Genomic DNA, 18757 nt, shown 5'->3' with positions numbered 1-18757 from the left:
CAGGAGCGGGACCGGCGTGCCGGTCCCGCTCCTGCCCTGGGTTAGCGTGATCACATGCGTTTCGGGGTGCTCGGGCCATTGGCGGTGTGGACGGCGGACGGGCGGACGGTCCGGGTGCCGGAGCTCAAGGTCCGCGCGCTGCTGGCCCTCCTCCTCGCCCAGCAGGGACACCCTGTGTCGGCGGACCGGCTCGTCGACGAGCTGTGGGGCTCCAAGCCGCCCCGCAATCCCGCAGGGGTTCTTCAGACCAAGGTGTGGCAGCTGCGCCGCACGTTGGAGGAGGCCGAGCCCGGAGGGCGCGGGCTCGTGGTCTCCCTCGCCTCGGGGTACCGGCTGCGTGCGGAGGGGGACGAGGTGGACTCCGGCCGGTTCCACCGGCTGACGGCCCGGGCACGGTCCACCGACGGCCTGCGGGAGCGGGCGGCGCTGCTCGCGGACGCACTGGCTGTGTGGCGCGGTCCCGCGTTCGCCGATTTCCCCGACGCCGGGTTCGCCCGCGCCGCACGGGACCGGCTGGAGGAGGAGCGGCTGACCGCGCTGGAGGAACAGGCGGAGGTGCGGCTGGAGTTGGGGGAGCACGCCCGGGTCGCCGATGAGCTGATCGAGCTGGTCGCACTGCACCCGCTGCGCGAGCGGCTGCGCACCGCGCAGATCAGGGCCCTGTATCTCGCGGGCCGACAAGGGGCGGCGCTGAGCAGTTACGCGGATCTGCGCGGGCGGCTGGCCGAGGAGCTGGGCGTGGACCCGGGCCCTGAACTCACCGCACTGCACCGGGCGATCCTCGCCCAGGACCCCGCCCTGACCACGGCCACGACTCCACCTACCGCCCCCTCCCGCTCCCCCGCGCCCCCGTCCGTACACCCGGCCCCCGGCCTGCCGGTCCCGCTGACCGAACTCGTCGGCCGGTCCGGGGCGACCGGCGAGCTCCGCGCGCTGCTGGCCGCCCACCGGCTGGTGACGCTCACGGGTGCGGGCGGTGTCGGCAAGACCCGGCTCGCCCTGGAGACGGCCGCCCGGGTCGCCGACCGCTTCCCGGGCGGGGTGCGCCTCGCCGAGTTCGCCGCGCTCGCCCCGCCCCGGGGCCCGGCGGGGGCGGCCGGGGACCGGGCGGGCGTCTCTCCCGCCGGGGTGCACGAGGTGGTCGGCGCGGTTCTCGGCGTACGCGACGACTCCGGCCCGAACCCGGCCGGGGGCGCACCGCTCGTGCCCGCCGACCGGCTCGCGCACGCGCTGGGCGACGAACCGGCGCTGCTGGTGTTCGACAACTGCGAGCATGTGGTCGAGGAGGTGGCCGAGCTGGCAGGCCAACTCCTCACAGCGGCACCCGGGTTGCGCATCCTGGCGACCAGTCGGAAACCGCTGGGCATCACCGGGGAACACCTCCAGGAGGTGGAGCCGCTGCGGCACCCCGACTCCGCGGCCGGCCTCACCCCCGCGGCCGTACTCCGTTTCGGTGCGGTGGAGTTGTTCGTGGCGCGTGCCACGGCGGCGGCTCCCCGCTTCGTCCTCGACCGGGGCAACGTGGAGGCGGTCGTCTCGATCTGCCGCCGCCTCGACGGTATCCCGCTGGCCCTGGAGATGGCCGCGACCCGGGTCCGGGCCCTGGGGGTGACCGAGTTGGCGGCACGTCTGGACGACCGGTTCCCGCTGCTCTCGGTGGGCTCACGCGGCGCTCCGGAACGGCAGCGGACCCTGTGGGCGGTGATCGACTGGAGCTGGGGTCTCCTTGACGACGAGGAGCGCGCGGTACTGCGGCGCCTGTCCGTGCACGCCGACGGAGCCACCCTGGACGCGGCCGAGGCGGTCTGCGCAGCCGAAGAACCCGGCCGCACTCCGGTGCTGGACCTGCTGGCCCGGCTGGTGGACTGCTCGCTGGTCGTGATGACCGAAACGGCGGACGGCCCCCGCTACCGGCTGCTCGAATCGGTGGCGGCGTACGGCACCGAACGCCTGCGGGAGAGCGGCGAGTCCGACAGGGCGAGGCGGCTCCACCGGGCCTACTACACAGAGCTCGCCGAGCGCGCCGACCCGCATCTGCGGGGCCACGGGCAGCGGCAGTGGCTGCGCCGCCTGGACGCCGAGACCGCCAACCTGCGGGCGGCGCTCGCCGACGCCGTACAGGAAGGGGAGGCGGACGGAGCGCTGCGCCTGGTCAACGCGCTGGCCTGGTACTGGCGGCTGCGCGGTCGCGGCCATGAGGCCGAGCGGTCCCTGTCCCTCGCCCTGTCCACCGCCGACGGCGCCCCTCCGGCAACGCCCGAGGAGGCCGCCGCCCGCGCCCTGTCGGTGGCCAGGGCCACCGCCTGGCTGGGCGGTGTCCGGCTGGCGCTCCATGGCAGCACCGATCCGCGGGCGGCGTACGAGGCGGCGCTCCGGCCGTACGCGACGGTGGACGACCCGGGCGGGCGGGCCAGGTCCCAGTGGTTCCTGGCGTCCACCCTGTACGGCATCGGGGACCTGGCGCCGAGCGAGGAGCTGGCCACCCGCGCCCTGGAGACCTTCCGTTCGCTCGGTGACAGGTGGGGCACGGCGGCGGCCCTGGGCAGCCTCACGTACCACGTGAAGCTGCGGGGGGACCTGGACGCCGTGCGGCGGTACGGCGAGGAGAGCCTCGCACTCTTCCGGGAACTGGGCGACCAGTGGGGGCAGCTCCAGGCGATGGTGCCGCTGCGGACCCTGGCGGAGGCCGTCGGCGACTACGCGTACGCCGGACGGCTGTACCGGGAGGGTCTGCTGACGGCGGAGGCCCTGGGCCTCCGGCGGGACGTCACCCTCCAGCTCTCCGGCCTCGGCCGACTGGCGCTGCTGACCGGGGACCTGGCGCATGCCCGGGAGCTGCACGAGCGGGCGCGGCGCCTCGCGGCCGAGCAGTCGGACGCGTTCGGGGAGCAGTACGCCGAGATCGGCCTCGGCCTGGGGGCGCGCAGGGCCGGTCGGCTCGACGCGGCCGAGGCCCATATGCGCCGCGTCCTCGCCCTGCACCGGCGGATGGGGTACGAACCGCGGACACCCCCGCTGATCCTCGTCGAGCTGGGGTTCACCGCCGAACTGCGGGGCGACGCCGACGGAGCGCTGCGCCTGCAACGGGAGGCTCTGGCGGTGGCACGGGCCACCGGTGACCCGCTGGCGGTCGCGCTGGCGCTGGAGGGGCTGGCCGGAGCGGAGCTGCTGGCCGGCCGGCCCGAACCGGCCGCCCGCCTCCTGGGCGCCGCGACGGCGGCCAGGGCTGCGGTCCGCGCGCCGCTGCCGGAGGGGGAACGGCACGACATCGACCGCATCGCGGCCGGGGCCGCGGAGGCCCTCGGCCGGGCGGCGTACGAGGCCGAGTTCGCCCGGGGCGCCGAACCGGGCCCGGACGGACATCCCGAGCCCCACACGGCGGATGTCACGAGCAGCGCACCGCGCCCCGACGGGCGCCCCGGGCCGCATGCGGCGGGGTCCGCGTGAGGGAACGCACCGGCTCAGCGCACGCGGCCCCGGGACTTCAGCGGCACCGGAGGCAGGGCGGGAGCGGGGAGCCGGTCGCCGTCGTACCCCTTCACCTCGCCGAACCTGGTCCCGTTCATCCAGTCCTCGCGGGCTCGTTCGATGTCCGCCTGGGAGCGTCCGATCCAGTTCCAGAACATCACGATCTCCTCCTCGAACGGCTCGCCGCCCAGGAGCATCAGGCCCGCGTCGGACAGGGCCCGCAGCGGTAGTTCCGTACGGCCGCAGCCGAGGTAGAGCATCGAGCCGGGCAGGACGGGCACGCCGTCGACCTCGGCCTCTCCGGACATCGACAGGACCGCGTACTCGAAGTCCGGGTCCAGCGGGAGGCGGGTCTCGGCGCCCGCGGTCAGGGTGAGGTCGGCGCCGACGATCGGGGTGTAGGCGGTGCCGGGCGAGGCCGCTCCGTCGAGTTCGCCCAGGATCACGGTGGCGGTGAGGCCCGGGGCGGTCACGGTGGGGAGGTCCGTGTGGTGCTGGAAGTGGGGCTCCACGTTGCGGTGTTCGTCGGGGAGGGCGACCCAGAGCTGGGCACCGTGCAGAAGCCTGGCGTGCGGCTTCGGGCTCTCCTCGGAGTGGCTGATGGCCCGGCCCGAGGTCATCAGGCCGAGTTCGCGGGGGCGCACCGTCTGGAGACTGCCCAGGCTGTCGCGGTGCAGGACCTCCCCGTCATGGAGCCAGCTGACGGTCTGGAGCCCCATGTGCGGGTGCGGCGGCACCTGCATACCGGGCTCGTCCGCGATGTCGTCCGGCCCGTAGTGGTCGACGAAGGCCCACGCGCCCACCATGCGGCGGCCCAGATTGGGCAGCAGACGGCGCACCTCGGTGGACTCGCCGAGCGGGACGCGGCGGGGGGTGAGGAGTTCGCGGACCGGCTCGGCGACGACGAAGCCGCGCCCTCCGCAGACGGAGGGAGTGGCCTGGCGATCGAGATTGCTCATGGCGCTCAACCTATTCCCGTACGGGCGTGGAGCGCCGGGTCCCCACGCCAAAGCTTTAGTGGAATGTTCAACCATTATGGAGTGTTGTCACGGTTGGACGCAGGGCGGGGCGGGACCCCGGCGGCCCCGTACCGAGGGGCGGTCCCCGCGATGACGAGGAGGACACGTGAACGAGACCTACTACGAGTTCGGTACGGCCGCCGACCGGTGGGACCGGGCGCAGATGTTCTTCGAGGCCAAGGAGTACGTCACGGCCGCCCGGATTCTCGGCGGGCTCGTCGAGGAGGCGCCGGAGCAGGTCGCGCCGCGGCTGCTGCTGGCCCGCGCCTACTACCACTCCGCCCGGCTCGGCCCCGCCGAGGAGGCGCTGCGGGCGGTGCTGGAGATCGACCCGGTGGAGAGCTACGCGCGCCTCATGCTGGGGCGCACCCTGGAGCGCCAGGGACGGCGGACCGAGGCGGCCACGCAGCTGCGCATGGCCGCCGCGCTCGAAGGCGACTTCGGGCCGGGGGACGGCGGACTCTGAACCGGAGCCGGTCCGTACGGGGTCCGGGGCCGGGGCCGTACGGGGGTCGGGGCCGGGGCCGTACGGAGGCCGAGGCCGCGTCGGCCTCCGTACAGGCCCCGATCTCCTTTACCCACCGGTACGGGCACCCGATAATGAGCTTTTCGGGACAAGGGGGCGGGGGCATGCGCAAATCCAGGGACACCGCGTTACGCCGGGCACGGATGGCCGCGCTGATCGCGGCGGCGGTGGCCGTGGCCGGCTGTTCCGGCGGCGGTGAGGACGGGCCCGGGACCGGGGAGAAGCTCACCGCCCGCGCACCGGGGGTGCACCGCTGGACCGGCAGCCCCTGCGGACTGCTGGCGGACACACCGCTCGCCAAGGGGTTCACCCTCGGTTCCACCACCGATTCCGCCGACCCGGAACCCCGGGAGGACATCGGCGAGAAGGGCGCACGGCCCCGCTACCGGCAGATGGGCTGTCTGGCCGATCTGACGGGCCCGGACGGGAAGTTCTGGAAGCTCGGCGCCACCGCCGCCGTGTACGAGGACGCCGAGCCCGCCCGTCGCGCGTACCGCGTCAAGCAGAACCTGGACCGGGTGCACGGGCGCGTGCCGGAGCCGGTCCATGAGAGCGCGTACGGGAGACCGGCCGACGACCGGGGCCGCCCCGGCCGCACCCTCCTCCTCCGGAACGGCGACCTTCTGCTCTCGGTGACCGCGTACGGCCCGTACGGAAGCGAGGAGCACGAGGTGCGCGACGACCTCGGGACCATCGTCGGGAACACCGCCCGGCTCATGGAGGACGGACTGCGTGAACGCGACGCCCCCTCCCCCGCACCCTCCTGAGGCGATGCCACACCGGAACGGGAGAAACGGGAGAACCCGCCGGACACGCTCCGGCGGGTTCTCCCGTGGATCTGCGATGCGGCGAGGCGACCGGCCGGGTCAGCCCACCGGAGTCTCGACACGGGGCGAGCCCGCACTGTTCGCGGGGGCCAGCAGCCGTTCGGTGAGGTAGCCGAAGACCAGCCCGAAGCCGGTCCAGAACGCCGCCTGGACGGCGAGCGTCGAGAGCCGGAACTTCCACAGCAGGCTGGCCGGGAAATCCTCGCCGACCTCGTCGAACGAAGGCAGGAAGGTGTAGGCGAGGCCGACCGCCAGGAGGAAGGCGGCGGCGGCCGCGATGGTCGCGTTCCAGTTGCCCAGGCCGGGAGCCAGCCGCTTGCCGAGGATCACGGCGGCGACGGCCAGCAGCACGCTGAGGGCGACCATCAGGAAGAACAGGGCGGTGCGCTTCCCGATGGTGTCGGGGTCACCGACGGCCGGCGGGTTCGCCGGGTACTTCAGGAACGGCACGACGTAGACGGTGAGCAGAGCCGCCCCGGCGATCAGCGCGGCCGTGGCCCGCGCGCCGAAGTTGCCGATGCGGCCCAGTGCGTAGGCGGTCACGAGGGAGGCGATCCCGCCCGCCGCGACGCCGAAGACCAGGAGCGCGGTGGCGAGTCCGCCGGTGGCCTGCATGGTGCGGCTGACCAGGTCCTCCTCGCCGTCGCCGTGGTCGTGGCTGCCCGCCTCTTCCACCGCGATGGCGGCGTCGACCTGGGCCTCACCGAGGAAGTAGGCGACGGCGAAGGCGAGCACGCCCGCGATCAGACCGGCGATCATGCCGCGTACGAGCAGCGCTCTGACAGATATGGAGTTCACGAGACGTTCCCTGTTTCTCTGGTTTCCCTGGTTCGGTGCCCCGGCGCGGTCGGCCGGGCCTGTTCACCTTGTGTGCCCTGTGTGCCTTGTGTGTCCTGTGTGCCGTGTCGGCCCTGTGTGCCCGGGTACGGCAGGCGGCTCAGTGGCAGGGGAAACCGAGGAGGTGGCGGCCGTCGTGGACCCATTCGTGGACGCCCTCGCCCGAGATGAGCGCGGTGGCGCCCTGTTCGGCGCCGACGAAGTACAGCAGTACGAGCGCCAGGATGCCGACGAAGACCGCCCAGGGGGCAAGGGCCTTGGCCGAGATCGGGGTGATGGCGGGTGCCCCCGTCGCGGGAGCGGCGGACTGAGCCATGGCGGAACCTCCTGTGGGAACACGCGTCCCTGTCGTGGTGCGTCGGACGAAGGTGCCGGGTCTGACTTCCCGCGGAGATACGGGTTCACAGTGGCGCGACCGTGCCGGATTTCCACCGGACTTCCGTCACACCGTCGTCATGGTCGACGTGACCATACCGCCTGTACGCAGGCGCCGCCATGGTGCAATCTGCTGAGCTTCGGGCCCCGAATCGCCCGCCGTTCAAGGGCGTTGGAGCCGTCACGGAAAGACTTGAGGCAGGAACATGACAGTACGGGTGATGTTGGTCTCACCGGCGATGAACGCGGCGCTCCGGGAGGCCCGCTTCGACGGCGACGCCCCGCTCGACCGCGCCGGGGAGCGGAGCGCGCGGGCGGCGGCCTCCGCCCTGCCGAAGGCGGGCCCGGTGCTGAGCGGCCCCTCCGAGCGGTGCCTCGGGACCGCCGCCGCGCTCGGTCTGACCGCGACCCCCGAACCGGCGCTCACCGGCTGGGACCTCGGGCGGTGGAGCGGGCGGCGCCTCGACGAGGTGGGCGCGGCCGAACCGTCGGCCGTGGCCGCCTGGCTCGGCGACCCCTCGGCCGCTCCGCACGGGGGCGAGTCGCTGCGGGAACTGGTGGAGCGGGTGGGCCGCTGGCTGGACGGGACCGTCGGCGGGGAGGCGCCGGGCGGTAGTACGGAGGTACCCGGCGGTGGAGGGGCGTCCGGCAGCACAAAAGTTCCCAGCCGTACGGAGACGTCCAGCGACGCACAGGTTCCCGGCGGTACGGAGACCTCCAGCGACGCACAGGTTCCCGGCGGTACGGAGACCTCCGGCGGCGCACAGGTTCCCGGCGGCCGGGAGACACCGGACAGCACGGAGAGACTCGGCGGGGTCCTCGGACCCGGGGGCGGGAGCCTCCTCGCGGTCGCCGAGCCCGCCGTCGTACGGTCGGCGGTCGTGCACGCCCTGGCGCTGCCGCTGGAGGCGTTCTGGCGGCTGGATGTCGCCCCGTTGGCCCTCACGGAGCTCAGCGGGCGGGCGGGCCGGTGGAACGTCCGGCTGGGACGGCCGCTCACCGCCTCCCGGGACTCCTGAACAGGCCCCGGGGACTCCCGGACAGGTCCCCGGACCACCGAAGGCGACCGGCCGCCGGGGCCCGCTCTCCGTCGACCAGCCGCTCAGCCGACCGCGCCACCGGTCTCCCGCCAGTCCGGCCGCAGCAGCACCGCCGTGGTGACGATGCCGCCCTCCACCCGCCACCGCCCCTCCAGCGTGGGCGGCAGGGCCGGGTCGGTGCGCAACAGCCGTGCCGTGAAGGTCCCTTCGGCCGCGCGGTCCCCCTCCCGGTGGAACGTCAGGTCCGCCTCGTCGAAGTCGAGCTCGGTCAGCGTGAGCGGGTACCAGGTCTTGAAGACGCTCTCCTTCGCGCTGAACAGCACCCGGTCCCAGTGGATGCCGCCCTCCTCCCCGGCGGGCGGTCCGGTGAACCGTTCCTGTTCCTCCGGGCGCACCACCAGCGCCCCCACACCGTCGGGCAGCGGGGCGTGCGGTTCGGCGTCGACCCCCAGCGACAGGACGTCCGCCGCGCGGGCGAGCGCCGCCGCCCGGTATCCGTCGCAGTGCGTGAGGCTGCCGACGATCCCGTCGGGCCACAGGGGCATACCGCGCTTGCCGTGGAGTACGGCGACGGGTTCCAGCCCCAGCCCGCGCATGGCCCGCCGTGCGCAGGCCCGGGCCGTCGTGAAGTCGTTCCGGCGTTTGGCCAGGGCCTTGGCGACGATCGCCTCCTCCTCGGGGAAGAGGGTTCCGTCCGGCACGGTCACCTCGCGTGTGGCGGCGCAGACGACGTACGCGGGCAGCAGCCGCTCGATCACAGGGAACCTCCGGAGGTGGCGGTACCGGTGCCGGTACGGGCCGGGGGTGCGGACTCCGGCTCGTACGGGAGGATCTGGCGCAGCAGGCCGCGCGGGTGGCCCCGCTCGCGCCACTCCCTCGGGTAGCCGATCGAGACCTCCTCGAAGCGCACTCCGTCGTACCAGGTCGTACGGGGGATGTGGAGGTGCCCGTAGACGACGGCCGAGACGTTGAAGCGGCGGTGCCAGTCGGCGGTCAGTTCGGTGCCGCACCACTGGGCGAACTCCGGGTACCACATGATCGACGTGGGTTCCCGGACCAGCGGCCAGTGCCCGGCGAGGACGAGCGGGATCTCCGGGTCGTGGGCGGCGAGCCTGCGCTCGGTCTCCGCGACCCGGGCCCGGCACCAGTCGTCCCGGGTCGGGTACGGGTCGGGGTGGAGGAGGTACTCGTCGTTGCAGACGATGCCGGACTGGTGGGCGACGGCCAGCGACTCCTCCTTCGTGTGCGTTCCGGGGGCGCGGAAGGTGTAGTCGTACAGGAGGAAGAGCGGGGCGATCGCCACCGGTCCGTCGGGGCCGGGCCAGAGCGGGAACGGGTCCTCGGGGGTCAGCACGCCGAGTTCGCGGCAGAGTTCGACGAGGTGGTCGTACCGGGCCTGTCCGCGCAGCCGGACCGGGTCCTTGTCCAGGGTCCACAGCTCGTGGTTGCCGGGGGTCCAGATCACCTGGGCGAACCGTTCCGCGAGGAGGCCCAGCGCCCACCGGATGTCCTCGGGTCGCTCCGCCACATCGCCCGCGACGATGAGCCAGTCCGCCTCGGAGGTGGGGTGGAGGGATTCCACGATGGGCCGGTTGTCGGTGACCGCCACGTGGAGGTCGCTCACGGCCAGCAGGCGTCCGGCGCCGTGCGGGGCGGGGGCGCCGCTGGGCGGTGCGGGGTCGCTCGGAGCGGTCATGTGCGCTGGTTCCCCGTTCTCTCTGCTCTGCTTGCCTGTCGGCTCTGCCTGTCCGTCTGGTCCGCTCGCGATCGTGCGGCCCGGTCCGTGGTCCGTACGACCGCGAGGTCTCCAGCACGTAGCTTCTCATGAGCGCCCGGCCCCGGTCCGGCGCTCACCCCACGGCCCCGGCAGGACAGTTGACGCAGGGTCAGCGGCCTTCCTCCGCACGGTGGTTGTTCAGTTCCTCCACCGCTCCGAGTGCGTCGCCCACGGTCGTGTAGTCGACGGCGACGAAGTTGACCGGGCTGCCGCGTTCGGCCTCGCAGGCCCGGGCCCGCTCCAGCAGCCAGTCACGGGCGTTGATCCGGCCCGCGTCCAGTCGGCTGCCGCCGCCGTTGGTGACGAAGTGGTTGAGCAGGAAGAGGCGTTTGTCCGTACCGCCCCGGTTCGGCTCGCAGCTCATCTCGTCGGGGCTGCGGAAGGCGAACGGGGTCTCCATCCCGTAGCGGTAGAAGTTGCGGTACCAGGGGGCGGGGCCGTCCGCCTTCTCGGCGAACACCACGAGCCGTCGGCCGCTGTCGATCATCTCCTTCAGCGTGGGCCACGGCTCCTCGGGGTCCTCGTGCGGGGTGTGGAGCAGTTCCCCGAGCCCCGCCCGGTGGAACGCCTCCTCGGTCTCCTCTGCCCCGATGTCGTCCTGGACGATCAGCGTCACGATCTCGGTGGGGTTGGCGCGCAGCCAGGCGCCGATGTCCTCCAGCGTCGGGACCAGTTCGACCGCCCCGGCCCGGCAGACGCTGTGGCAGAGCCAGAGGCCCTCGCGCGGCGGGTTGGCCCGGTCGATCGCGGCGGAGATCAGCCGGCGCTGCTCGGGCGTGAACTCGGGGTTGTCGAGCCGGGTGGCGATGTCCTGCGGGCTCTCCCAGTGGTACGTGTCCAGCTGGAGCGCGCGGACCCCGCTGTCGAGCTGGGTGGTGATGTCGGGGTCCTGGAGGGGACCGATGAAGCGGTCGGCGGTGGTGGACATGGCGTTGTGGGCGGTGAGGTGGGCGACCTCGTCGTAGCGCAGGTCGCAGAGTTCGGCGCTGCCCTGGCAGCGGCGGGGCGCGGACGGGCCGAGGACCGGCGGGACGAGCAGGGCGCCCGCCAGCGCGGCGCAGGTCACGCCCGCGGCGACGCCCCGTACGGCGGTGGGCGCGGGCAGCGTGCGCGGGCGCACCAGGAAGGCCCAGCCGGTGGCGGTGAGGAGCACCCCGCCGACGAGGGCCGTGAGGGCGGCGGTCAGCCCGGTGGCCACCAGCTGGTCCACGGCGTTGCGCTGGAGGTCCTCGACGAGGGCGGTGACGCTCGGCGGCCAGGAGGGCTCGGTGGCGAGGAACCGGCCCCCGGTGACCGGCCGGGTCAGCAGGACGGCCACCGCGGCGAGCATCCCGCCGCAGGCCATCGCCTGGCCCAGCGCCATCAGCCGCCGGGCCGAGCCGCCGGAGCCGGTGGTCCAGAGCACCGCGAGGGAGGCCAGGGCCAGGACGGTGGCGAGGATCTGGAGCTGCGTCAGACGCTGTACGCGCTCCCGCGCCCGCTCCAGGACCTCGAGGTCGTTGCCCGCCGCCGCCAGGGTCGCGGTGAGGTCCCACGTACCGCCCTGGAGCGTGGTGCGCAGATCGGCCACCGCCGTCCGCGATCCGTCGGCGAGCGCGGCGGCGGCCGTCGTCGCCAGCGCGGACGCCACGTCACCCCGCCCCAGGGCCACCTCCACCTCCGGGCGCAGGGCCTCCCGTTCGCGCGCGGGCACGAGGGACAGCAGGACGTCGGCGGCGCGGGCCGCCTGGTCCTCGGTGAGCGGCAGGACGGGCAGGGCGGGCGCCCGGCCCTCCCGGAGGGCTTCGAGGGCCGCGGTGAGGTCGGCGGTGAAGCGGGCGAAGTCGGGTTCGTCCTGGTCCTGGAGGTTGGCGACCAGGTCGCCGAAGTAGATGCGCGCGAGCTCGGCCAGATTCGCCAGCACCGGTTCGATGTCCACGTTCAGCCGCAGTTCACGGGTGTCGCCGCGCAGGTAGTCGGTGAGCGCGTGGATCTGCTGGTCGGTGAGCGAGCGGACCGTCGCGGGCGGCAGGACGACCTTGACGTTGGACGTCACCAGCGCCTCGGGGACGGGCAGGTGGGCCAGGAGGTCGCGGGTGACGGGGGCGGTCTGCGGGTCGACGAGCACCTCGCTGTAGAGGCGGTCGTACGCCGACTCCTCGTCCAGGACGGACTGGTAGAAGCCCGGCGAGAGGACGGTGGCGCGGACCGTCGAGGTGAGCGCGACCGTCAGCACCGAGAGCGCGGCGAGGACGAACGCCACCCCGCGCACCGTCCGGCGGGTACCGCTCGGGGCGAGGGGGCCGGGCTCGGGCGGGAACGGGGTCTCCATCGGTGCGGCGCTCACCCACTCAGCCTATGCGGATTATCGGCTTTTATGCATGAATGATGAGATTCGAGCACTGAGGAGCCCGCCGTGCACTCCATCCACCTGGCCGTGTTGATGACGAGTCACAACCGGCGCGCGCGGACCCTGGCGGCGCTGCGTGCCCTGGAGGACCGGCGCGGGCTCCCGGCCCACGCCACGCTGGGTGTGCACCTGGTCGACACGGGCAGCACCGACGGTACTCCGGAAGCCGTTCGCCTGCTCCATCCGGCCGTGGAGGTCATGTCGGTGGGCCCGGACGTCCCGCGCAACCAGGCGCTGCGCATCGCGAGCCGCAACAGCCGCAGCGGCGGAGGCGGGGGCGGCTCGCTCAGCGGCAGGCCGGGCGGGCCGAGCCACCGCTGGACGCACCAGCTGTGGCTGGACGACGGGGTGGAGCTGTTCCCGGACGCCCTCGCCGTGCTCCTCGGTGCGGCGGACGCGGTCGGGGCCGGGGCGGTCGTCGTCGGCGCGGTCCGGGACCCGGACGGGGCCACGGTGTACTCGGGGCGGCGCGGCCGGTCCCTCACGCTCGTCGAGCCCGGCGGGGAGGGCCCCGAGCCCTGCGACACGTACGACGGCCGGGTGGTGCTGCTCTCCCGTGCCGTGCACGACCTGGTCGGCGACCCCGACAAGGTGTTCCGCCACCGGATGGGCGACTACGACCACGGCTTCCGCGCCCGGCGGGCCGGGGTCCCCGCCTTCGTCGCCCCGTCGCCCGTGGGCGTGTGCGCGGGAGGGCCGGACGTCCCCGGTTCCCTGGAGCCGGGGATCGGGGTGCGGGAGGCGCTGCGCCGGGTCACCTCCGGGACGGAGCTGCCGCCGCGCCAGTGGTGGGTGTACTGCCTGCGCCACACCTGGCCGTGGGCGCCGGTCCTGATGGTGTCCCCGTACGCGCGCACGGCGGCCCGCGCCACGCTCGGCCGGTGGCGGGCCTGACCCGGCCGCGCCTGCGGACGGCCCCCGCCTCAGCCCCGGTCGGCGGTGAGGCCGACGGTGGGGCGGGCGGCGGGGGGCGGCGGCACGGTGGGGCGTCCCGTGGCGGTCCGGGCGGGGGCGGTGCCCGTCGGCGTACCGCCTGCCGGGACGGAAGGGACGGGCGGGGCCGACGGGACCGGCGGGTGCGCGGTTCCGGTGGCCGGGCGGCGGGTGCCGGTCCTGGGCGGGGCCACGTACACCGGAACCCTCAGCAGGGCGAGGACGGCCGCCGCGCTGCCCGCCAGCGGTACGAGAACGAGCGCGGGGTGCAGCAGCCCCCCGTACACCAGCGTCCCGGTCACCACCGGCACCACCGCCCACAGGCCGAGGACGACGGCCGTGCCGGGCACGGTGACGCGGACCCGGCGCAGGCGGTGCGTGATGTGGTCGCCCGCGTTCCGGAGGAGGGGGCGGGACGCGCGGCGGCGGGACGCCAGGACGAGAGCGGTGTCGGCGAGGGCCACGGTCGCCAGGACGGGCAGCGCCGCCCACGCGGCGCGCTCCGGCGGTGCCGCCGCGAGGAGCAGCGCGCCGGAGGAGGCCAGGGCGAATCCGGTGAACAGGGAGCAGGACGCGCCGGGGCGGATGCGCGCGGGGTGCCAGTTGTGGAGCAGGAAGCCGAGGAGACCGGCGAGGAGGGCGGCCGGCAGCAGGGCGGGCCCGGACAGGCCCTCGACGGCGGCGCAGGCGAGCAGCCCGGCGGCGGTGACGGCCCCGACGGTCGCCAGCGCCCCGTCGGCGGTGTCGAGCAGGGCGAAGGCGTTGGTGAGGAGGACGATCCCGATCACGGCCGGGACGCCCGCCGCGAGCGAGAGCCCGGCGAGGCAGACGGTGAGGGTGGCGGCTCCCGTCTGGACGGCCAGCCGCAGAGGGACGGGGAGCGGCCGCAGTTCATGGACGAGCCCCAGGGCGGCGACGGCTCCGGCCCCCGCCAGCAGCCCTCCGACGGCACGGCCGGAGCCGCCCGCCGCGCCGAGCCCCCAGCCCGCGGCGACAGCGGCGCCGACGCCGAGGACGACCGTGGCGCCGCCCAGTCTGCGTACCGCCCCGGCCCGCGACGGACGCCCGCCCGGCTCGCGCCCGGCTCCGCAGCGGAGCGCCGCGCGGCGGACGCCCTTGGCGAGTACGACCGTGCTGAACAGCGCGGCCACAGCGGAGGCGATGATCCCAACCACGTTCACCTGCCCTGCCTTTCCTCGTTCGAACAGCGGCGGCCCGGCGCGCGCGTCCGGTTGCGGTGTCGGGGTGACGTACGACGCCGGTCACCTGGCGATCTCCCCAACCTACGGGGCCAATGTCCCTATTCGCCCTGAATAACACGAAAAAGACGCCGTATTGTTCTGGGCGGGCCGCACCCCGACCGGTGCGGGTTCGGGCCGCACGGCACCGGGGCGCGTACGGCAGGACCGCCGACGCCGGGCACGTACGAGAGGGCTGTCGACGCCGGGCACGTACGGCCCATGGCCCCCTACGCGTCCCGCGTGTCCCGGCCGTCCACGTACGTCGTCACGATCTCGATGTCGCCGATCCGCGAGGGGTCCACCCGGTGCGGGTCGTCGCCGAGGACCACCAAGTCGGCGCGCTTGCCCGGGGAGAGGCTGCCCGCCGTACCGTCCCAGTGGCAGGCGTGGGCACCGGCGACCGTGTACGCGCGCAGGGCCTCGTCGACGCCGATCGCCTCCTCCCCGCCGATGATCCGGCCCGATACGGAGGCGCGTTCGACCATGAACTGGATCGCCCGGAGCGGCGAACCGTCCGTGACGGGCCGGTCGGAGGAGCCGACGAGGGTGACGCCGTGGTCCAGGAAGCCCCGGCCCCGGTACATCCAGCCGGCCCGCCGCTCCCCCATCACCGTCGCGTAGTCGTCCCCGAAGTACCGCAGGAAGTTGGGCTGGACCACCGCGCTCACGCCGAGCGCGGCGAAGCGGGGCAGCTGGTCGGGGCGGATCAGTCCGGCGTGTTCGATGCGGTGGCGGGCCTCCGGCCGGGGCTTCAGCTTCTGGGCCTGCTCCAGGGCGTCCAGCGCGAGGTCGGCGGCGCGGTCCCCGATGGCGTGGACGGCGAGCTGCCAGCCGGCGAGGTGGCCGTCGACGATGAGGCGGGCGATCCGCCCGGGGTCGTCCTGGAACCGTCCGGTGTTGCCGTCCGTTCCCTCGTACGGGGAGGTGAGCGCGGCCGTGCGTGCCATCATGCCGCCGTCGGTGTAGATCTTCAGGGCGCCCAGGGAGAGCCGGTCGTCGCCGAATCCAGTGCGCAGGCCGAGGTCCAGGGCCCGGGTGAAGCCGTCGTCGGGGTGGGCCGCGCGGGGGCGCAGGGTGTCCCCGGCCGCCATGAGCTGGACCCGTACGGGCAGCCCGCCCCGGTCGCGGAGCAGTTGGTAGGCGCCGAGCTCGACGGGGCTGTGGCCGAGCAGCCCGCCGCCGATGCCTGCCTCGGCGCAGGCCGTGATCCCCTCGGCGAGGCAGGCGCGGGCGGCGTGCCCGATCGCGTCGGCGAGCTCCTCCTGGGAGTACGGCAGCCGCAGCCTGCGGGCGGCCGTCATGGCGCTCTCGGCGAGGAAGCCCTCCTCGTGCTCCACCCCGTCCGGGAGCAGCTCCAGGACGGCGGTGTTGACGACGCAGGCGTGTCCGGAGTCGTGCATCAGGAGGATCTTGCGGCCGTGGCTGACCCGGTCCAGTTCGGCGGCGGTCAGATGGCGGCCCAGCGCCCGCTGGTCGTACCCGGCGACATCCAGCCAGGCCCCGGGAGGCGCGGGGCGGCGGGCGGCGGCGTCCACGACGGCGAGGATGTCCTCGATCCGTTCGCACGGGGCGATGCTCGGCGTACGGGCCTTCAACCCGGCCCAGGTCAGGTGGACATGGCTGTCGATGAAGCCGGGCAGCACGGTGGCGCCGTCGAGGTCGACCACCTCACGGGCGGGAAGGGCGGTCACCGCCTCGTCCAGGCCCACGATCCGGCCCCGCCAGATGCCCAGGTCCCGGGCGATGGGGCGGTGGGGGTCCATCGTGAGGACGCGGGCGTTCGTCAGCCTCGTACAGAGCATGGGAGGTCCCTCCCCGTCGCGGTCGGACCCACGGCGCACGGCCGGAGAGCGGGCCGGGACAAGCTAACCCGCCCGCCCCTCCCTGTCGACGGCACGGTGCGATTCAAGCCGCCCCTCAGCCGTCAACGCCCCTGTGAATCATGGGCCGTTGTGCTCTTAGGTAAGCCTTGCTTTACTGAAGCGCCGGTCCACCCCCTTCCAAGGAGGCACCTCCATGCGGGTCGTCATGTTCGGTTACCAGACCTGGGGGCACCGCACCCTGCAAGCGCTGCTGGACTCCGAGCACGACGTGGTGGCGGTCGTGACGCACCCGAGAAGCGAGCACGCCTACGAGAAGATCTGGAGCGACTCGGTGGCCGATCTGGCGGAGAAGCACGGGATTCCCGTGATCATCCGCAACCGGCCGGACGCCGGACTGCTGGACCGCCTGAAGGAGGTGGCCCCGGACATCATCGTCGCCAACAACTGGCGCACCTGGATTCCGCCGGAGATCTACAACCTGCCGGTCCACGGCACGCTGAACATCCACGACTCCCTGCTGCCCGCCTACGCGGGTTTCTCGCCGCTGATCTGGGCACTCATCAACGGCGAGCCGGAGGTCGGCGTCACCGCCCATCTGATGGACGAGGTCCTCGACGCCGGTGACATCGTTATCCAGCGCTCGGTCGCCGTCGGACCGACGGACACGGCCACCGACCTCTTCCACCGGACGGTCGACCTCATCGCCCCGGTCACCACCGAGGCTCTGGCCCTGATCGCCTCGGGGCAGACCGAGTTCACCCCGCAGGACCGGTCCCGGGCCAGCTTCTTCCACAAGCGGGCCGAGGAGGACATCCGTATCGACTGGGCCTGGCCCGCCGAGGACCTGGAGCGCCTGATCCGCGCCCAGTCCGCTCCGTATCCGAGCGCCTTCACCTTCCACAAGGGGCAGCGGCTGGAGGTCGTCTCCGCTGTCGTGTCCGAGGGCCGTTACGGCGGAACCCCGGGCCGGATCTTCTACCGCGAGGGCGACGGCGTCGTGATCGTCGCCGGAGCCGATGCACGGACCGGCCGCAACCACGGTCTGGCCATCACCCGCGTACGGACCGAGGACGGCCGCGAACTTCCCGCGACCGAGTACTTCACCTCGATGGGCGGCTATCTCACCGGCCGCCCCTGACGATCGGGAACCCACCCATGCGTACCGCACGTGCCCGGCACTACCTCATGTGCCGGCCCACCTACTTCGACGTGGTCTACTCCATCAACCCGTGGATGGACCCGAAGAAGCCTGTCGACACTCCGCTGGCCATCGCCCAGTGGGAGCGGCTGCGCGAGGTCTACCTGAGCCTCGGGCACACCGTCGACACCATCGATCCCGTCCCTTCCCTCCCCGACATGGTCTTCGCCGCCAACGGCGCCACGGTCGTCGACGGGCGGGCGCTCGTGGCGCGTTTCCGCGACGCCGAGCGCATCGCCGAGGGTCCGGCGTACCACGCCTGGCTGCGCGCCAACGGCTTCGCGGACCTGCGGACCGCGAGCGTCGTCAACGAGGGGGAGGGCGACTATCTGCTCGTGGGCGACCTGCTGCTCGCCGGGACCGGCTTCCGCAGCGACCCCCGCTCGCACGACGAGGCCCAGGAGTTCTTCGGCCGCCCGGTGATCGGCCTGACCCTGGTGGACCCGGACTACTACCACCTGGACACCGCCCTCACGGTGCTCGACGAGAGGACGGTCGCCTACTACCCGGGGGCCTTCTCCCCCGGCAGCCTCGCCGTCCTGCGACGGCTCTTCCCGGACGCCGTGATCGCCTCGGCCGAGGACGCGGCGGTGTTCGGCCTCAACGCCACGTCGGACGGGTACAATGTGGTCCTCCCCCAGAACGCCACCGCACTCGCCGGACAACTCCGCGACCGGGGCTTCCACCCGATCGGCGTGGACCTCTCCGAGCTGCTCAAGGCGGGCGGCAGCGTGAAGTGCTGCACGCTGGAGCTGCGCCCGGCGCCCTGACCGTACGTCGTCTCCCCCCACCGTGCCCTTGTGCGCGTCCGGACGCGCACAAGGGCACGGTGGGGCCCGGGCGTTACGGTGATGCCATGACCACGCGACCCCCGGCGTTCCCGCCCCGGCCCCTGCGCGGAGTGAGGGCCACATACGCGCGGCAGACGAGCTGTCCCTCCGACTTCGCCCGGGTGGTCGTGGACTTCGAACCCTGGGAGCCGGGGCTCGCCTTCGAGGTCGACGACATGGCGGCCCGGGTCCCGGGCTGGTCGGCGCAGGACGTCGCCGAGCTCTGCGAGGCGCTCCGCACCGGCATCCACGAGGAGCTCGCCGCCCTCGGACCCGGTACGACGGTGGCGGCGGCGGTCGTGGTCCGCGAGCTCACCGTGCACGAGGTCGACTCCTCCCCCCGCTCGTTCAGAGCGGCGGGCCGCCTCGCGGTCCGCAACGCCCTGGCCCAGGTCTGAGGGGCCCTCACGGCCCGGGCCCGGCAGCCGACGGTCCGGACGGACGGCGATGACGGCGATGACGGCGATGACGGCC

At 73.8% G+C, this 18757-nt stretch carries 16 protein-coding genes; 8 read left to right on the top strand and 8 right to left on the bottom strand.

Annotation, left to right across the window (positions count from 1 at the left end; translation table 11 throughout):
- Window positions 1-54 precede the first annotated feature (54 nt).
- Window positions 55-3447 carry an AfsR family transcriptional regulator gene (locus tag B7C62_33935; protein ID ARF76732.1) on the top strand — a complete coding sequence of 1131 codons (3393 nt, stop codon included), beginning with the start codon at window positions 55-57 and terminating at the stop codon, window positions 3445-3447.
- 14 nt (window positions 3448-3461) lie between these two features.
- On the opposite strand, the gene B7C62_33930 is transcribed toward B7C62_33935, so the two are convergent.
- Entirely contained in the window at window positions 3462-4427 is a 966-nt protein-coding gene (locus B7C62_33930) for a pirin (protein ARF76731.1), read from the bottom strand.
- 166 nt (window positions 4428-4593) lie between these two features.
- Here B7C62_33930 and B7C62_33925 point away from each other — a divergent pair, with 166 nt between their 5' ends.
- Together B7C62_33925 and B7C62_33920 are read left to right on the top strand one after the other, a co-directional pair.
- The gene (locus B7C62_33925; protein ID ARF76730.1) at window positions 4594-4953 is read left to right on the top strand and encodes a hypothetical protein; all 360 of its coding nucleotides are present in this window, start codon (window positions 4594-4596) and stop codon (window positions 4951-4953) included.
- A 164-nt stretch (window positions 4954-5117) separates the two neighbouring features.
- On the top strand, window positions 5118-5780 hold the full coding sequence (locus B7C62_33920) for a hypothetical protein (GenBank protein ID ARF76729.1): 663 nt from the start codon (window positions 5118-5120) through the stop codon (window positions 5778-5780).
- A gap of 99 nt (window positions 5781-5879) precedes the next feature.
- Here B7C62_33920 and B7C62_33915 read toward each other — a convergent pair whose 3' ends face one another.
- Together B7C62_33915 and B7C62_33910 are read right to left on the bottom strand one after the other, a co-directional pair.
- A complete protein-coding gene (locus tag B7C62_33915) occupies window positions 5880-6638 on the bottom strand; it encodes a hypothetical protein (GenBank protein ARF76728.1) in 759 nt (252 codons plus the stop codon).
- Window positions 6639-6777: 139 nt separating this feature from the next.
- The gene (locus B7C62_33910) at window positions 6778-6993 is read right to left on the bottom strand and encodes a cobalt transporter (GenBank protein ARF76727.1); all 216 of its coding nucleotides are present in this window, start codon (window positions 6991-6993) and stop codon (window positions 6778-6780) included.
- A 265-nt stretch (window positions 6994-7258) separates the two neighbouring features.
- On the opposite strand from B7C62_33910, the gene B7C62_33905 reads away from it, so the two are divergent.
- On the top strand, window positions 7259-8071 hold the full coding sequence (locus B7C62_33905; GenBank protein ARF76726.1) for a hypothetical protein: 813 nt from the start codon (window positions 7259-7261) through the stop codon (window positions 8069-8071).
- Window positions 8072-8154: 83 nt separating this feature from the next.
- Here B7C62_33905 and B7C62_33900 read toward each other — a convergent pair whose 3' ends face one another.
- From B7C62_33900 to B7C62_33890, 3 genes are all read right to left on the bottom strand, one after another.
- Window positions 8155-8850, bottom strand: a complete 696-nt coding sequence (locus B7C62_33900; protein ARF76725.1) for a phosphopantetheinyl transferase — start codon at window positions 8848-8850, stop codon at window positions 8155-8157.
- Window positions 8847-9788, bottom strand: a complete 942-nt coding sequence (locus B7C62_33895; GenBank protein ARF76724.1) for a metallophosphoesterase — start codon at window positions 9786-9788, stop codon at window positions 8847-8849. Before B7C62_33895 ends, B7C62_33900 begins: the two co-directional genes overlap by 4 nt.
- A gap of 190 nt (window positions 9789-9978) precedes the next feature.
- Window positions 9979-12195: a hypothetical protein gene (locus tag B7C62_33890; protein ARF76723.1), complete on the bottom strand. Its 2217-nt coding sequence runs from the start codon at window positions 12193-12195 to the stop codon at window positions 9979-9981.
- A gap of 69 nt (window positions 12196-12264) precedes the next feature.
- Between B7C62_33890 and B7C62_33885 the strand changes: the two genes are divergently transcribed.
- The gene (locus tag B7C62_33885) at window positions 12265-13152 is read left to right on the top strand and encodes a glucosyl transferase (GenBank protein ID ARF76722.1); all 888 of its coding nucleotides are present in this window, start codon (window positions 12265-12267) and stop codon (window positions 13150-13152) included.
- Between the two features lie 29 nt (window positions 13153-13181).
- Here the strand turns inward: B7C62_33885 and B7C62_33880 are convergent, their stop codons facing one another.
- Together B7C62_33880 and B7C62_33875 are read right to left on the bottom strand one after the other, a co-directional pair.
- Entirely contained in the window at window positions 13182-14372 is a 1191-nt protein-coding gene (locus tag B7C62_33880; protein ID ARF76721.1) for an undecaprenyl-phosphate alpha-N-acetylglucosaminyl 1-phosphate transferase, read from the bottom strand.
- 287 nt (window positions 14373-14659) lie between these two features.
- Window positions 14660-16234, bottom strand: coding sequence for an amidohydrolase (locus B7C62_33875; protein ID ARF76720.1), 1575 nt, complete (start codon window positions 16232-16234; stop codon window positions 14660-14662).
- Window positions 16235-16448: 214 nt separating this feature from the next.
- Between B7C62_33875 and B7C62_33870 the strand changes: the two genes are divergently transcribed.
- The 3 genes from B7C62_33870 to B7C62_33860 all read left to right on the top strand — a co-directional run bounded on the left by B7C62_33870 (window position 16449) and on the right by B7C62_33860 (window position 18681).
- Window positions 16449-17393, top strand: coding sequence for a methionyl-tRNA formyltransferase (locus tag B7C62_33870; GenBank protein ARF76719.1), 945 nt, complete (start codon window positions 16449-16451; stop codon window positions 17391-17393).
- A gap of 17 nt (window positions 17394-17410) precedes the next feature.
- Entirely contained in the window at window positions 17411-18223 is an 813-nt protein-coding gene (locus B7C62_33865) for an amidinotransferase (protein ID ARF76718.1), read from the top strand.
- An 86-nt stretch (window positions 18224-18309) separates the two neighbouring features.
- Window positions 18310-18681, top strand: coding sequence for a hypothetical protein (locus B7C62_33860; protein ID ARF76717.1), 372 nt, complete (start codon window positions 18310-18312; stop codon window positions 18679-18681).
- Window positions 18682-18757 lie beyond the last annotated feature (76 nt).

It is taken from the genome of Kitasatospora albolonga, assembly GCA_002082585.1.
GTDB lineage: Bacteria > Actinomycetota > Actinomycetes > Streptomycetales > Streptomycetaceae > Streptomyces > Streptomyces stephensoniae.
Note: the sequence above shows the minus strand (reverse complement) of the source record. Positions and strands in the feature narration are given on the sequence as shown.

Coding starts and splice junctions, on each gene's coding strand:
- B7C62_33905 (ARF76726.1), top strand. CDS start 7,259: ATGACAGTACGGGTGATGTTGGTCTCACCGGCGATGAACGCGGCGCTC.
- B7C62_33920 (ARF76729.1), top strand. CDS start 5,118: ATGCGCAAATCCAGGGACACCGCGTTACGCCGGGCACGGATGGCCGCG.
- B7C62_33935 (ARF76732.1), top strand. CDS start 55: ATGCGTTTCGGGGTGCTCGGGCCATTGGCGGTGTGGACGGCGGACGGG.
- B7C62_33860 (ARF76717.1), top strand. CDS start 18,310: ATGACCACGCGACCCCCGGCGTTCCCGCCCCGGCCCCTGCGCGGAGTG.
- B7C62_33895 (ARF76724.1), bottom strand. CDS start 9,788: ATGACCGCTCCGAGCGACCCCGCACCGCCCAGCGGCGCCCCCGCCCCG.
- B7C62_33870 (ARF76719.1), top strand. CDS start 16,449: ATGCGGGTCGTCATGTTCGGTTACCAGACCTGGGGGCACCGCACCCTG.
- B7C62_33930 (ARF76731.1), bottom strand. CDS start 4,427: ATGAGCAATCTCGATCGCCAGGCCACTCCCTCCGTCTGCGGAGGGCGC.
- B7C62_33910 (ARF76727.1), bottom strand. CDS start 6,993: ATGGCTCAGTCCGCCGCTCCCGCGACGGGGGCACCCGCCATCACCCCG.
- B7C62_33865 (ARF76718.1), top strand. CDS start 17,411: ATGCGTACCGCACGTGCCCGGCACTACCTCATGTGCCGGCCCACCTAC.
- B7C62_33875 (ARF76720.1), bottom strand. CDS start 16,234: ATGCTCTGTACGAGGCTGACGAACGCCCGCGTCCTCACGATGGACCCC.